Source organism: Stenotrophomonas sp. 28608_Sma, assembly GCF_056486185.1.
This window is the reverse complement of the sequence record NZ_CM151308.1, coordinates 4,875,678-4,889,727: the sequence shown is the minus strand read 5'-3', so window position 1 is coordinate 4,889,727 and position 14,050 is coordinate 4,875,678. Positions and strand designations below refer to the sequence as shown.

Genomic DNA, 14,050 nt, shown 5'->3' with positions numbered 1-14,050 from the left:
GAGCCCATGCTCGGCTGCTTCTGGTGGGAAAGGCAGTCGAGCACGGCTCGACTCTACAAAGGCAGTCGAGCAAGCTATGCCTGTCGTCCTGACCGGCACCCTTCGGGCCGTCGCAAGCGACGTTGGCAGCGGCTCCTGCCGGTACCTTCGACTCTACAATGGGGCCTGACATCTTCCAGGAACGCCCCGATGACCGAACCCACGCTGCACGTCACCGTGAAGTTGAACGCCAAGCTGCAGCCCGAGCATCGCCACGAACTGTTCGAGGACCCGCTCGATGCGCTGCTGCAGGCGGCCCAGGTGGGCGAGCTGACCGGCGGCGGCACCGCGATGTCCGACCTCGGCGAGGTCGAATACGGCGATATCGAAGTGGCGCTGGTCGATGCGGCCGGCGTGCCGAAGCTGATCGATCTGCTGGAGCAGCTGGGTGCGCCGAAGGGTTCGCAGCTGCAGGGCGCAGGCCAGGCTGACCGCAGCTTCGGCGTGACCGAAGGCCTGGGCATCTACCTGGATGGCCTGAACCTGCCGGACGAGGTCTACGAACAGTGCGATTCCAACCACGTATTCGAGCAGCTGTCGGAGAACATCGACGGCCTGGGCGAGATCTGCAGCTGGTGGCAGGGCCCGACCGAGACCGCGCTGTACATGTACGGCGAATCGTTCGAAGCGATGCGTGATGCGATTGCCGGATTCGTGGCCAGCTACCCGCTGTGCCAGAACGCACGCGTGGTGCAGATCGCCTGAAGGTGGGGGCGCTGTAGAGTCGAGCAAGCTCGACTCTACGGCAGCAGGTTATCGGCCGGCTGACTGCCGGGCGTTGTCGCGCAGCGCCATGTCCTTGCCGATCTGGTAGCCGCCGAACAGCACCGCCAAGGCGATGATCGCGGCGACCATGATGGACTTCTGGGAACTCCAGACGGGCGGCTTGTTGTCCTGCATGTCGGTCGTCCTTGGGTGCGGCAGTGCGCCGCCCGCCGAGCATGCGCCGCCCGACCGGTGCGTGCAAGCGGGCGGTGCGCACACGCCAATGCGCGGCGCCGGATTGATTCTGCTCAAGGCGCGCCCTGCACATCCGGTGTGCAATGGTGTTGTTCCCATCTGGCAGACCGCCACGGAGCCCCACCATGTACAAGCGCATCCTGATTGCCACCGACGGATCCGAGCTGGCCGACAAGGGCCTGGCCAAGGGTCTGGAGCTGGCCAAGGACCTCAACGCCGAGGTCGATATCGTGACCGTTTCCGAGCCGTGGGCCGTCGGCATGTACGACGCCATGGGCTGGAGCGTGGGCTACATGAACAGCCCTGAATACAAGGCCGACCGCGAGGAAGGTGCGCAGAAGGTGCTGCAGCCGGCGCTGGCCAAGGCCGCCGAGCAGGGCATTACCGCCAACCCGGTGCACGTGCTGGACCGCTATGCGGCTGACGGCATCATCGAAACCGCCGGCGAGCGCAACAGCGACCTGATCGTGATGACCTCGCATGGCCGCCGTGGCGTGACCCGTGTGCTGCTGGGCAGCCAGACCGCCGAAGTGCTGGCACGCAGCACGCTGCCGGTGCTGGTCATCCGCTGATACAAGCGTTCCCGGGGAGGGGACCCGACGCCGGCCGCAGGATGCGCGCCGGCGTCATCTTTTGTAGGGGCCGGCAGGGGCCCATCCACGCATGGCGTGGATCTACTGAATCGCAGGGATCCGACCCCGGTCACATCACCAGCTGTACAGCTTCCAGTACACCGGCGACACGCCGTCCTTGTCGTTGTCGAAACGGCCATCGCCGTTCTTGTCGTACATGTAGAACGGGGCACCGCGCGACGGGGTCACCTTGACCATGCGCAGCTGGCCGGACACGCGGTATTCCTCGATGACATCGCCGTTGTCCATGGTGCGCTTGGACACATCCGCGCCCTTGACGTCCACCGGGGGAGCGCCGGCGCCACCCATGCTGGCGCAGCCAGTGAGCAGGAGCAGGGAAGCCAGCATCAGGGTCTTCATCGGCGGGGGCCTTTGCCTGGAAAGAGCCCTGATTATGCCCCATCGCGGTGTACGGGCCGTGTCGCCGCGGTGCAGGCACGGGCGCGTAGAATCGACCCATGAGCAGATTAGTCCTGATCGACGGGTCCAGTTACCTGTACCGCGCGTTCCACGCGCTGCCGCCCCTGTCCAATGCACAGGGCGAACCCACCGGCGCGCTGTTCGGCGTGGTCAACATGCTGCGCTCGACGCTGAAGGAGCGCCCGGCCTACGTGGCGTTCGTGGTCGATGCGCCCGGCAAGACCTTCCGCGACGACCTGTACGAGCAGTACAAGGCCAACCGCCCGCCGATGCCCGATGAGCTGCGCAGCCAGGTCGAACCGATGTGCCGCATCGTCGAAGCCTTGGGCATCAGCATCCTGCGCATTCCCGGCGTGGAGGCCGATGATGTGATCGGCACGCTGGCCCTGCAGGGCGTGGCACAGGACCTGAAGGTGACCATCTCCACCGGCGACAAGGACTTTGCCCAGCTGGTGCGCCCGGGCATCGAGCTGGTCAACACCATGACCGGCAGCCGCATGGATTCCGATGCCGCAGTGATGGAGAAGTTCGGCGTGCGCGCCGACCAGATCATCGACCTGCTGGCGCTGATGGGCGACACCGTCGACAACGTGCCGGGCGTGGAGAAGTGCGGGCCGAAGACCGCTGCCAAGTGGCTGGCCGAGTACCAGCACCTGGACGGGGTGATGGCGGCCGCGCCGACCATGAAGGGCAAGATCGGCGAGAACCTGCGCGCCGCGCTGGAGCGCCTGCCGCTGAACCGTGAGCTGGTGACCATCCGCACCGACGTGGAGCTGGACGCCGGCCCGACCACGCTGGCCCTGCGCGAGCAGGACGTGCCGGCGCTGACCGAGCTGTACACGCGCTACGGCTTCACCCAGGCGCTGAAGGAACTGGGTGCGCCGCTGCCGGCGCCGGCTGCCGCCAGCGAGGCCACCCCGAGCCTGCGCGGTACCGCCGCAGGCTTCGCCCGTGGCAGTGCCGAGGCGCCAGCCGCTGGCACGCTGGATCCGGCGCTGGCCGCACCGGGTGAATACGAGACCGTGCTGACCAGCGAGCAGCTGCAGGCCTGGGTCGAGCGCCTGCAGCAGGCCGAGCTGATCAGCTTCGACACCGAAACCGATGCGCTGGACGCGATGCGCGCGCGCCTGGTGGGCGTCAGCCTGGCGGTCGAGCCGGGCAAGGCGGCGTACATTCCGGTCGGCCACGATTACCCGGGTGCGCCGGCGCAGCTGCCGATGCAGGAGGTGCTGGATGCGCTGCGCCCGGTGCTGCAGGACCCGGCGAAGAAGAAGCTGGGCCAGCATGGCAAGTACGACCTGCATGTGCTGCGCCGCCACGGCGTGGACGTGCAGGGCTACCACGATGACACCATGCTCGAGAGCTTCGTGCTCAATTCCACCGCCACCCGCCACGACATGGATTCGCTGGCCCTGCGCTACCTGGGCTACAGCACCATCAAGTTCGAGGACGTGGCCGGCAAGGGTGCCAAGCAGATTCCGTTCTCGCAGGTGGGCATCGACGAAGCCAGCCGCTATGCGGCCGAGGACGCCGACGTCACCCTGCGCCTGCACCGCGCGCTGCAGCCGCAGCTGCTGGCCGAGCCGGCGCTGGACAGCGTGTACCGCGACATCGAGATGCCGCTGGTGCCGGTGCTGACCACGATCGAAGCCAACGGCGTGCGGATCGACACCGACGAACTGCGCCGGCAGAGCCAGGACCTGTCCTCGCGCATGCTGGCCGCGCAGCAGAAGGCCACCGAGCTGGCCGGCCGCAGCTTCAACCTGGATTCGCCCAAGCAGCTGCAGGCGGTGCTGTTCGATGAGCTGAAGCTGCCGGCGGTGGTGAAGACCCCGAAGGGCCAGCCCAGCACCAATGAAGAGGCGCTGGAGGCGATCGCCGACCAGCACGAGCTGCCGCGAGTGATCCTGGACTACCGGGGCCTGGCCAAGCTGCGCAGCACCTACACCGACAAGCTGCCGGAGATGGTCAACCCGGACACCGGCCGAGTGCATACCAGCTACCACCAGTCCGGTGCCGCCACCGGCCGCCTGTCCTCGTCGGACCCGAACCTGCAGAACATCCCGATCCGCACCGAGGATGGCCGCCGCATCCGCCGCGCGTTCATCGCCCCGGAGGGCTTCCAGCTGCTGGCGGCCGACTATTCGCAGATCGAGCTGCGGATCATGGCCCACCTGTCCGAGGACCCGGGCCTGGTGCGTGCCTTCGAGCAGGGCGCCGACGTGCACCGCGCCACCGCCGCCGAGGTGTTCGGGCGCACGCTGGAGGAAGTGACCCCGAACGAGCGCCGCGCGGCCAAGGCGATCAACTTCGGCCTGATGTACGGCATGAGCGCCTTCGGCCTGGCGCGCAACCTGGGCATCGACCGTGGCCAGGCGCAGGACTACGTGGCGCTGTACTTCAGCCGCTACCCGGGCGTGCGCGACTTCATGGAGCGGATGCGCCAGCAGGCCCGCGACCAGGGCTATGTGGAAACCCTGTTTGGTCGTCGCCTGTACCTGAACGACATTCATGCACGTAACCAGGGCCTGCGCGCCGGTGCCGAACGCGCGGCGATCAACGCGCCGATGCAGGGCACCGCCGCCGACATCATCAAACGCGCGATGGTGGACGTGGACCAGTGGCTGCGTGACAGTGGCGCACCGGCACGGATGATCCTGCAGGTGCACGATGAACTGGTGTTCGAAACCGAAAGCAGTTTCGTTGAAGACTTGCGTTTGCAGGTGGTCGAGCGCATGTCGCAAGCGGCCAAACTGCGGGTGCCGCTGGTGGTCGATACCGGCGTCGGCAACAACTGGGACGAAGCACACTGAGGGTGTTTCAGGCCGAAAACGACGTGAATTCGTTCATTCGTCAGAGGTTTCTGACTCGATCATGAATGTTGTCCTGATCGAGGTTCATTAAATTGGGCCCCTTCACGAACCGTTAGTGTTCGGAGTGCTTCTATAACTCTCGACAGGCGCAACGCCTGTTGTGGATCTCTCCCATCCCCTGGAGCAGATCTCGGAACGGGGACTCCTCCCCAAGTGCCCGTTCCCCGGCCCCGTTGACCTCCCCCTGGTCAGCGGGGCTTTTTATTTGTGCCGCCACAACCTTGGATGGGGTCAGATCCCTTTGCCCACGGGGCAAAGGGATCTGACCCCGGATGCTAGGCTGGGCCACTGTCCAGCAGGGGAACCCGCAATGCCCGACCTGTTCGCACTGGCCATGCCGTGGTGGGAGTTCATCCTGCGCGCAGTGGTGGTGTATGTCGTGGTGCTGGGCATGGTCCGGCTCGGTGGCAAGCGGGCTCTGGGGCAGATCACGCCCTTCGACGTGCTGCTGATCGTGCTGCTGGGCAACGCGGTGCAGAGGCCAGGCGCAGGACTACGTGGCGCTGTACTTCAGCCGCTACCCGGGCGTGCGCGACTTCATGGAGCGGATGCGCCAGCAGGCCCGCGACCAGGGCTATGTGGAAACCCTGTTTGGTCGTCGCCTGTACCTGAACGACATTCATGCACGTAACCAGGGCCTGCGCGCCGGTGCCGAACGCGCGGCGATCAACGCGCCGATGCAGGGCACCGCCGCCGACATCATCAAACGCGCGATGGTGGACGTGGACCAGTGGCTGCGTGACAGTGGCGCACCGGCACGGATGATCCTGCAGGTGCACGATGAACTGGTGTTCGAAACCGAAAGCAGTTTCGTTGAAGACTTGCGTTTGCAGGTGGTCGAGCGCATGTCGCAAGCGGCCAAACTGCGGGTGCCGCTGGTGGTCGATACCGGCGTCGGCAACAACTGGGACGAAGCACACTGAGGGTGTTTCAGGCCGAAAACGACGTGAATTCGTTCATTCGTCAGAGGTTTCTGACTCGATCATGAATGTTGTCCTGATCGAGGTTCATTAAATTGGGCCCCTTCACGAACCGTTAGTGTTCGGAGTGCTTCTATAACTCTCGACAGGCGCAACGCCTGTTGTGGATCTCTCCCATCCCCTGGAGCAGATCTCGGAACGGGGACTCCTCCCCAAGTGCCCGTTCCCCGGCCCCGTTGACCTCCCCCTGGTCAGCGGGGCTTTTTATTTGTGCCGCCACAACCTTGGATGGGGTCAGATCCCTTTGCCCACGGGGCAAAGGGATCTGACCCCGGATGCTAGGCTGGGCCACTGTCCAGCAGGGGAACCCGCAATGCCCGACCTGTTCGCACTGGCCATGCCGTGGTGGGAGTTCATCCTGCGCGCAGTGGTGGTGTATGTCGTGGTGCTGGGCATGGTCCGGCTCGGTGGCAAGCGGGCTCTGGGGCAGATCACGCCCTTCGACGTGCTGCTGATCGTGCTGCTGGGCAACGCGGTGCAGAACGCGCTGTTGGGCACCGACACCTCGCTGGGCGGTGGCCTGCTGCTGGCGGCCACCCTGATCGTGCTGAACTATGGGGTGGGCTGGTTGACCACCCGGAATCGGCGCATGGAGCGGATGATCGAAGGAGAGCCCACCGTGATCGCGCGTGATGGCCGGCTGTTGGAGGGCGTTCTCCGCCGCGAACTGATCAGCCGGGCCGATTTCGATGCCGCGCTGCGCCAGCAGGGCGGCCTGCGGATCGAGGACGTGCAGATCGCCTTGCTGGAGACGACCGGGCACATCACGATCATCGTGCGGAAGAGCACCTGACTTGTAGCGCCGGGCCCAGGCTCGGCCGCCCTTCACCGCCTACGCGTGCCCACCAGGCCCTTGCCCAGCGCGACGACATCCATCAGAGCCAGTCGCGTGGCACCAGGTAATCGGCCAGGCGCGCCTCGGCGCTGCCGGCCTCCGGGCTGAAGCCGTACTCCCAACGCACCCGCGGCGGCAGGCTCATCAGGATGCTTTCGCTGCGGCCACCGCTCTGCAGCCCGAACAGGGTGCCGCGGTCGTAGACCAGGTTGAATTCCACGTAGCGGCCACGGCGGTATAGCTGGAACTCGCGTTCGCGCTCGCCATGGGCGGTGTCCTTGCGCTGCTGCACGATCGGCAGGTAGGCGTCGAGGAAGCCATCACCGACCGCGCGCAGGTAATCGAAATCGCGCTCGAAGTCACCGTGCAGGTCGTCGAAGAACAGGCCGCCGACGCCGCGTGTTTCGTTGCGGTGGCGCAGGAAGAAATACTCATCGCACCAGCGCTTGTGCGCGGCATAGCGTTCTTCGCCGAACGGTGTGCACAGGTCGCGTGCGACCCGGTGCCAGTGCTGCACGTCCTCGTCGAACGGATAGAACGGCGTCAGGTCGAAGCCACCACCGAACCAGCTGGCCACCACTTCGCCGTCGCGCTGCGCCTGGAAGAAGCGCACGTTGGCATGGGTGGTCGGCACATAGGGGTTGAGCGGGTGGAACACCAGCGACACGCCGGTAGCACGCCAGGAGGCGCCCGCCAGTTCCGGGCGGTTGGCCGAGGCCGACGGCGGCAGGCGGCTGCCGGCCACGTCGGAGAAGCCGATGCCGGCCTGCTCGAACACCGCGCCATCGCGCAGCACGCGGGTACGCCCGCCACCGCCCTCGGCACGCTGCCACAGGTCTTCCTGGAAGCGGGCCTGGCCATCGACGGCCTCGATCGCCGCACAGATGCGGTCCTGCAGGTCGGTGAGGTAGGCGCGCACGCGCTCGAATTCGTTCATGGCGCGTACTTTACCGCAGGGCCCGCCCGAAGCTGTGGGCAGGCCCTGGCGGGCTCAGCGCTTGCGGTTGGAGTTGCGCGGCGCCGGAACGTCGTCCACGGCCGCCTCGTCGACCGCCTTCTGCAGGGCACCGCCCAGCGTGATCAGTTCCCAGTTCTGGGTTTCGAGCACGTCGCAGGCCACATGCAGGCCACTATGGTCGGCCTTGCACAGCTGCTCCAGGGTTGCCCGTGCGTCCAGTTCCGCACCGTTGCCCTGCGCGGTGACCAGGTTCTCGCACCCTTCGCGCACGCCGGCACGGCAGACCGTGGTGTAGTGCCCGGCGGCCTGCAGCCAGTCGCCGGACAGCGCAAGGCGGTTGCCGAGAATGTTGCAGCCCTGCAGCTTGCCCTGCGCGCAGCAGGCTTCGGCACCGCCCTCGTTGGCCAGCGCCAGCGGGCAATCCTGCGGCAGTGGCAGCACCTTGAACTGCTTCGGTGCACTGCACCGGGTCGGGCCCTCGCCGGTGGGGACGAACACCTGGAAGCGGGTCCAGTTATCCAGGCCCAGCAACTGGCCGCCGGGCAGCGGGCGCAGCACGAAGTCGCCGTCCCGGTCGTGGCGGATGCGGATGTCGCCCGCTTCGACGCGTGCGCGAAGATGGCTGCTCCAGCCCACACCGACCAGGCCGGCATCGCCGAAGTCCAGCGTGTCCATCAGGCCGCCGTCGGACCGGTAATTGCCGCAGGGCAGGACCGTTGCCGGTTGCGGCTGCAACGATGCGCCCACCGCCTGCAACGCCGGCAGGCGCTCGCAGGTGGCGGTGTCATTGCCGGGGGTGCAGGCCGCAGCCAGGGCCTGCACCGCCTGCTGGGGATCTCCCGCGTCCCAGGACAGCTCAGCCACGCGGGTGCAGAAGCCGCCGTGCGGTACCTCGCGGCACAACCGCAACAACTGTTGCCGCCGCTCAGCTGGAATGATCACCGGCACGGTCGGTGCCGTCATCGTCACCATGGCTTCGGTCATGGCGGCCGTCATCGCGGCCTTGACCAGCTGCTCCTGCACTGCCGGGTCGGCCTCGAGTGCGGCGGCACACGCCGGGGTTCCCTGTTCGAAGCCACCGTTGTTGCAGGCGGCGGGGAGTTTGATGCCGGACAGGGCGGCGTCGAGCGCTGCCTTTGCCAGGGCGGGATCGGCCTCGACCGTGGGTTTGGCTTCCTCATGCCAACGATCAGCCAGTTGCAGGCACATGCCGGGCACGCCTTCCCGACACCCCGCTTCCAGGGCGGCCGGGGTCGCTTCGCGACGGTTGTCCAGGCACGCCGCCGCATCAGCCAGGCAGCTGCCTGCAGCCGGCGTGGCGGCTGCGGCGCACTGTGCGGGCGCCTGCAGGAGGTAGACCGTGCCATCCACCTCGACCGTGCGGCCACGATCGCGCACCTGCAGCGCGCTGGGCAGGCCGTACTCCAGGTTCACCAGCTGCAGCTTTCCGTCGATCTGCTGGAACGCGACCGGAGACGGCGCACTGCCGAAGTGCTTCTGCTCGCTGCGGTTGGGTGAGCTGATGCGCAGCGTGCTGCTGCCTTCATCGGCCTTGAACAGGCCGCATTGCGGCGATTGTGCGGCAGCCATCGGCGCGGCCAGCAGCAGGACCCAGGCCAGCCAGCGGCGGCGCGGTGCGGGTGAATGCATGTCGTCTCCTTGACGATCGAACGGGAAGCTCCTGGCGCTACGGCGAACCCTGGCCCTCGCGCGGGGGCGTGCATTGTGCCGCGTCGGGCAGTGGCCGGTAACGCTGGTAGCCGGTCTGGGTATCCATGCCGAGCAGGTCGCCATTGCCGAGCTGGTGCAGCACAAGGGTTTCGCCGTTCTTCTGCAGGTAGACGGCGCCTTCATGCAGGCGGGCATGCGCGCCATCACCGAAGTCGAGCATGTCGATCACGCCACCGTCGGCCTGGTAACGGCCGCACGGCACCTGCTGCAGCGGAACCAGGCGCAGGTCGGTGCCGAGTTCGCGCAGCGGTGCGGTACGTTCGCAGGCACTGACGCGGCCCGCATCGCAGACTACCTGCAGGGCCTGCACTGCCAACGCAGGTTCCAGCGCGTTCAATTGCTGCGCGGCCACTTCCACGCAGAAGCGGCCACTGCGGTGCTGCAGGCACAGTTGCTGCAGCTGATCGCGTGCAGCGGCCGGAAGCGGCGAATCCAGTGTGTCTTGGTCTTCCTGCTGCAGGCGTTGATTCACCCGCTGCATGGCGGCAGCCAATGCATCATTGGTCAGCGCCTCGCAGGCCTGCGGGTCATGCCCGGGCGTGTGTTCGCGGCAGGCAGGTGGGCGATCAAAGCCCGTGGCACCGACGTCGTCGGTGGCCTTCGCTGGGCTGTCATCCCGCAGTTGTCGCAGCAGCGCCGAGCAGCCCGCGCCAACGCCTTCGCTGCACGCGCGCTGGGCCTGGCTGGGCGAAGCCGCGGGCAGCTGCGCAATGCAGTGGCTGCCGGCGGCGCGGCAGCTGCCGGCAATCGCGGCGGGTTCGCTGGCGCAGTCCCGGGACTGCGCCAGCGTGTAGACCACCACGTCGTCTTCGATGCGCTGCCCATCGGCGCTGATCCGGACCGGCAGTGCCACGCCATCGTCGAGCATGACCAGTCGGGCCTGTGCCGCACTGCGATCGACCCACAGCGGCTCCGGCTCGCTGCCGTCGTTGCGGCGGTAGCCGCTGCTGGGTGATGTGAATATCAGCGCCATGCCACCGTCGGTGCTGCGGTATTCGCCACAGCGCAGCGCATCGGCGGCGGCAGGCAGCGCGGCGAACAGCAGCAGCGCGGGGAGAAGGGTCAGCAAGCGCATGCGACGGTCCTTGTCGTGCGGAAAAGGGGGGTGGCTCAGTGGAAGCGCGAGCGGATGTCTGGTCGCAGCAGTCGCCAGGCCAGCCAACCCTGCAGGCCGAGGAGTACGAATGACATGGCCACCATGGTCAGCGTGATCAACCAGCGCTTCAGATGGAGTTCCTGTTGCAGGACGGCGTCGTCGGAGAGAAACGGGATGACGTCGCGCATGAACACGTCCAGCCACCCGGCGATCGCAAAGTTGGTCAATGCACTCATCAGCAGGATCGCCACAAAGCTCCACAGGCCCCAGCTGCGCTCGCGCAGCAGTCCCCAGCTGGCCAGCGTCGAGGCAAGGCACAGCAGTGCGACGATCATCGACGCGGCCACCGGATGCGCCAGAAGCCAGATCAGGCTGTGCAGGTGCTGGAGTTGTACTTCCCTCTCAACCAGGTGCCAGATCGGAAGGTTGTGCAGCGGCCACAGCAGCAGTCCCTGCATCACGAAGTAGACCGTGAGCAGCAGTGACAGCCAGAACGAGGCGTGTGCGATCGGGCGCACCCAGGCGTGATAGGTCGGTTGGACCAGCGAAGGAATCGGCGGGATCGACATTGACATCCGGTGTCCTTGCAGTCGGTGCCCGCGCGCTCAGCGGGCCGTCACCCGGGTGGCGACGGCCGGCAGGATATGGTGTTCGCTCAGCGGTGCCAAGGGCAGGCCGTGCGGTGGCTGCAGCGGCACCCAGGCCAGTTCGGCGATCTCCGCGCGTGCCTGTGGCATGCCGTCCACCTGCACCCACCAGGCCTGGGCCTGCACGCGGTGGCCAGGCTCGTTCACCGCCCAGTCCTGGAACGTGCCCAGCGCGATGGAGGCATCGGTGCACAGCTGCACGCCGAGTTCCTCGTCCAGCTCACGGGCCAGCGCCTGCAGTGGCGCTTCGCCGGGTTCGGGCTTGCCGCCGGGCTGGATGAAGCGGGTGGCGCCGTGCTTGCGCACCACCAGCGCCCGGCCGCGGTCATCCAGGATGACCGCGGCCACGATGTGGATCGTGGCCGCGGCGTTGCTCACTTCAGGTTCTGCTCGAACAGCTTGAGGATGCGCTTGTACTGGTCCAGCCAGGAATCGGCGCGGACGTAGCCGTGGCGCTCCAGCGGGTACGGAGCGATCGACCAGTTGTCCTTGTGCAGTTCGATCAGGCGCTGGGTCAGGTTCACCGAGTCCTGGAAGAACACGTTGTCATCCATCATGCCGTGGGCAATCAGCAGGTTGTCCTGCAGGTTCTGCGCGTACTCGATCGGCGAGGACACGCGGTACGCCTCCGGATCGATGTCCGGGGTGTTGAGGATGTTGCTGGTGTAGCCGTGGTTGTACTGGTGCCAGTCGACCACCGGGCGCAGCGCGGCGCCGGCCTTGAACGTGCCCGGCGAGCGGAACAGCGCCATGAAGGTCATGAAGCCGCCGTAGGAACCGCCGTAGATGCCGGCGTGGTCGCGGTCACCCTGCTGGGTGTCGACCAGCCAGTCCAGGCCGTCCTTGTAGTCTTCCAGTTCCGGGTGGCCCATGTTGCGGTAGATCGCCGTACGCCAGTCGCGGCCGTAGCCCTCGCTGCCGCGGTAATCCATGTCCAGCACGATGTAGCCCTTCTGCACCAGCAGGTTGTGGAACATCTGCTCGCGGAAGTAGGCCGGGTAGCGCTGGTGCACGTTCTGCAGGTAGCCGGCGCCGTGCACGAACATCACAATCGGGTACTTCTTCCCCGGTTCCTTGTTTTCCGGTTCGTAGTACTTGGCCCAGACCACGCTGGCGCCATGCTTGGACGGCACTGCCACCAGCTTTGGCTGGATCCACTGGCGCGCCTTGTAGTCGGCGGTGCGGGTGTCGGTCAGCACGCGGGCCTGGCCACCGGTGCTCGGCAGCACGGCCAGCTGCGGCGGCAGGTAGGCGCCGGAATAGCGCACCAGCAGCTGCTGGCCGTCCGGCGACAACGAGAAGTCTTCCACGCCGTTGAGGCTGGTCAGCTCGCGCACCTGGTGGCTGCCGGTATCGACCGCGCAGACTTCGTAGTCATGCGGCGCCTGCTGGTTGCACAGGAAGTAGAAGCCCTTGCCATCGGCCGACGGCACCGGCGCCGAGGTTTCCCACTTGCCGCTGGTCAGCGCCTGCGGCTTGGCCGTGCCGGCCTGGGTGTACAGGTGCGAGAAGCCCGATTCCTCCGACAGCAGCCACAGCGTGCGGCCATCGGCCATCCAGCCGAAATCGTTGAAGCCCCAGTTGATCCAGCCGTTGTCGGTCAGGCGATGACGGTTCTGCACGCGGCCATCGGCAGCGTTGACGCTGATGATCCAGCGGTCCTTGTTGTCGTTGGCACGCAGCATCACTGCGGCCTGCTGGCCATCGGGGCTCCAGCGGATGCCACCGCCCATGAAGTCGCTCATCACCTGCAGGCTGCGCTCGCCCTTCAGCGCGTCCTTGCCGGCCTTGCGGCGCAGCTCGGCCAGCGGATCGGTGCTGATGCCAGGCAGGCCGGCCAGCGAGACCTTCTCGGCCTTGCCGGTGCGCACGTCCACGTACCACAGGGTGTGCGGTTCGAAGCCGTTGCGGCCGACGCGGGTGCGGGTGTCTTCGGTTTCCTCGTAGCCCGACTCGGTCACGTACAGCGGCATCTTGCCGCCACGGCCGTCGTCGAAGTCCTTCGGCTTGGTCACCACGATCAGGTGGGTCAGGTCCGGCGACAGCACGCTGTCGGCGATCTCCACGTCGGTGCCCAGGTACACCGGGCCCGGTGCGCGGGTCGGGTCGGCCTGGCGCCAGCGCTGGTCCTGGTCCTTCAGTGCTTCGCGCTGGTCGCGGTCGCGGCGCAGGGTTTCCAGCGTGCGCAGCTGCTGGTCGCGCAGCACGTCGGCCTTCGGCGGCGTGCGCGGATCCTTCTCGGCCTTCAGGCTGGCCACCTGCTGCACACCGCTTGCGGCGGTCCAGTGGAACCAGTTCTGGCCAACGCGCCAGATCACGCCATTGTCGGCAGCAAAGTTCACGTTGCCCGCGCGCTCGTTGCTGCGGGTCAGCTGGGTCAGCGCGCCGCTGCGCAGGTCGCGCACGAACACGTCGCCATTGCGGACGAAGGCGCTGCGGCTGCGGCTGCGGTCGTAGACCGGCTCGGCCACGTCCAGGGTGCCACGCTGGTCATCGGCCACCTGTGCGGCCACGCCACCGGCCACCGGCTGGCGGAAGGTATCGCGCACCGGGCTGCCGTTGCGCTTGAGCTGGTATTCCACCTGCTGGCTGTTCCACGACCACCAGGCCTTTTCGACCGGCGGACCGATCCAGTCCGGGTCGGCCATGGCCTGTTCGATGGTGATCGGCGTCGGCGCGGCATGCGCAGCCGGTGCGGCCAGCACGGCCGACAGCAGGAGGGACAGGGGCAGCACTCGGGACATGGGCGGACGGCACCAGAAGAGGAAACCGGCCAAGCGTAGCAGCCGCAAGGGCCCGGGGCAGGGGCCACAGGTCATGGCAGCGGGATTGGCAAAGTGGTGCAACCGGTTGCCGGGCTTGCGCATCCATTCTCCTGA

At 67.0% G+C, this 14,050-nt stretch carries 12 protein-coding genes and 1 pseudogene; 5 read left to right on the top strand and 8 right to left on the bottom strand.

Features of this window, described 5'->3' with window-relative positions:
- Positions 1–189: 189 nt before the first annotated feature.
- The gene (locus tag ACZLHH_RS23020) at positions 190–744 is read left to right on the top strand and encodes a hypothetical protein (protein ID WP_107433468.1); all 555 of its coding nucleotides are present in this window, start codon (positions 190–192) and stop codon (positions 742–744) included.
- A 48-nt stretch (positions 745–792) separates the two neighbouring features.
- Here the strand turns inward: ACZLHH_RS23020 and ACZLHH_RS23015 are convergent, their stop codons facing one another.
- Positions 793–939 carry a hypothetical protein gene (locus tag ACZLHH_RS23015; protein WP_005411630.1) on the bottom strand — a complete coding sequence of 49 codons (147 nt, stop codon included), beginning with the start codon at positions 937–939 and terminating at the stop codon, positions 793–795.
- Positions 940–1,124: 185 nt separating this feature from the next.
- On the opposite strand from ACZLHH_RS23015, the gene ACZLHH_RS23010 reads away from it, so the two are divergent.
- Complete coding sequence (locus tag ACZLHH_RS23010; protein WP_005411629.1) at positions 1,125–1,571, top strand: universal stress protein; 447 nt, start codon at positions 1,125–1,127, stop codon at positions 1,569–1,571.
- Between the two features lie 135 nt (positions 1,572–1,706).
- Here ACZLHH_RS23010 and ACZLHH_RS23005 read toward each other — a convergent pair whose 3' ends face one another.
- Positions 1,707–1,991 (bottom strand): DUF2782 domain-containing protein, encoded by a 285-nt coding sequence (locus ACZLHH_RS23005; protein ID WP_107433469.1) that lies wholly within the window; start codon positions 1,989–1,991, stop codon positions 1,707–1,709.
- A 98-nt stretch (positions 1,992–2,089) separates the two neighbouring features.
- On the opposite strand from ACZLHH_RS23005, the gene polA reads away from it, so the two are divergent.
- The 3 genes and pseudogenes from polA (at position 2,090) to ACZLHH_RS22990 (ending at position 6,697) form a co-directional block, all read left to right on the top strand.
- On the top strand, positions 2,090–4,864 hold the full coding sequence (gene polA / locus ACZLHH_RS23000) for a DNA polymerase I (RefSeq protein WP_107433470.1): 2,775 nt from the start codon (positions 2,090–2,092) through the stop codon (positions 4,862–4,864).
- 536 nt (positions 4,865–5,400) lie between these two features.
- Positions 5,401–5,847, top strand: a pseudogene (locus ACZLHH_RS22995) (DNA polymerase); the annotation flags it as partial.
- Between the two features lie 370 nt (positions 5,848–6,217).
- A complete protein-coding gene (locus ACZLHH_RS22990; RefSeq protein ID WP_087924032.1) occupies positions 6,218–6,697 on the top strand; it encodes a DUF421 domain-containing protein in 480 nt (159 codons plus the stop codon).
- 82 nt (positions 6,698–6,779) lie between these two features.
- Here the strand turns inward: ACZLHH_RS22990 and hemF are convergent, their stop codons facing one another.
- Genes hemF through ACZLHH_RS22960 form a run of 6 tightly spaced genes read right to left on the bottom strand, consistent with a single transcriptional unit; the run spans position 6,780 to position 13,915 of the window.
- Positions 6,780–7,676, bottom strand: a complete 897-nt coding sequence (gene hemF / locus ACZLHH_RS22985) for an oxygen-dependent coproporphyrinogen oxidase (protein ID WP_107433471.1) — start codon at positions 7,674–7,676, stop codon at positions 6,780–6,782.
- A gap of 54 nt (positions 7,677–7,730) precedes the next feature.
- A complete protein-coding gene (locus ACZLHH_RS22980) occupies positions 7,731–9,347 on the bottom strand; it encodes a hypothetical protein (RefSeq protein WP_107433472.1) in 1,617 nt (538 codons plus the stop codon).
- Positions 9,348–9,384: 37 nt separating this feature from the next.
- Positions 9,385–10,503, bottom strand: coding sequence for a hypothetical protein (locus ACZLHH_RS22975; RefSeq protein ID WP_107433473.1), 1,119 nt, complete (start codon positions 10,501–10,503; stop codon positions 9,385–9,387).
- A gap of 35 nt (positions 10,504–10,538) precedes the next feature.
- Positions 10,539–11,099 carry a hypothetical protein gene (locus tag ACZLHH_RS22970; protein ID WP_049398641.1) on the bottom strand — a complete coding sequence of 187 codons (561 nt, stop codon included), beginning with the start codon at positions 11,097–11,099 and terminating at the stop codon, positions 10,539–10,541.
- Between the two features lie 30 nt (positions 11,100–11,129).
- Positions 11,130–11,549, bottom strand: coding sequence for an NUDIX hydrolase (locus ACZLHH_RS22965; protein WP_071228602.1), 420 nt, complete (start codon positions 11,547–11,549; stop codon positions 11,130–11,132).
- Positions 11,546–13,915 (bottom strand): S9 family peptidase, encoded by a 2,370-nt coding sequence (locus ACZLHH_RS22960; protein WP_107433474.1) that lies wholly within the window; start codon positions 13,913–13,915, stop codon positions 11,546–11,548. Before ACZLHH_RS22960 ends, ACZLHH_RS22965 begins: the two co-directional genes overlap by 4 nt.
- Between the last annotated feature and the right edge of the window lie 135 nt (positions 13,916–14,050).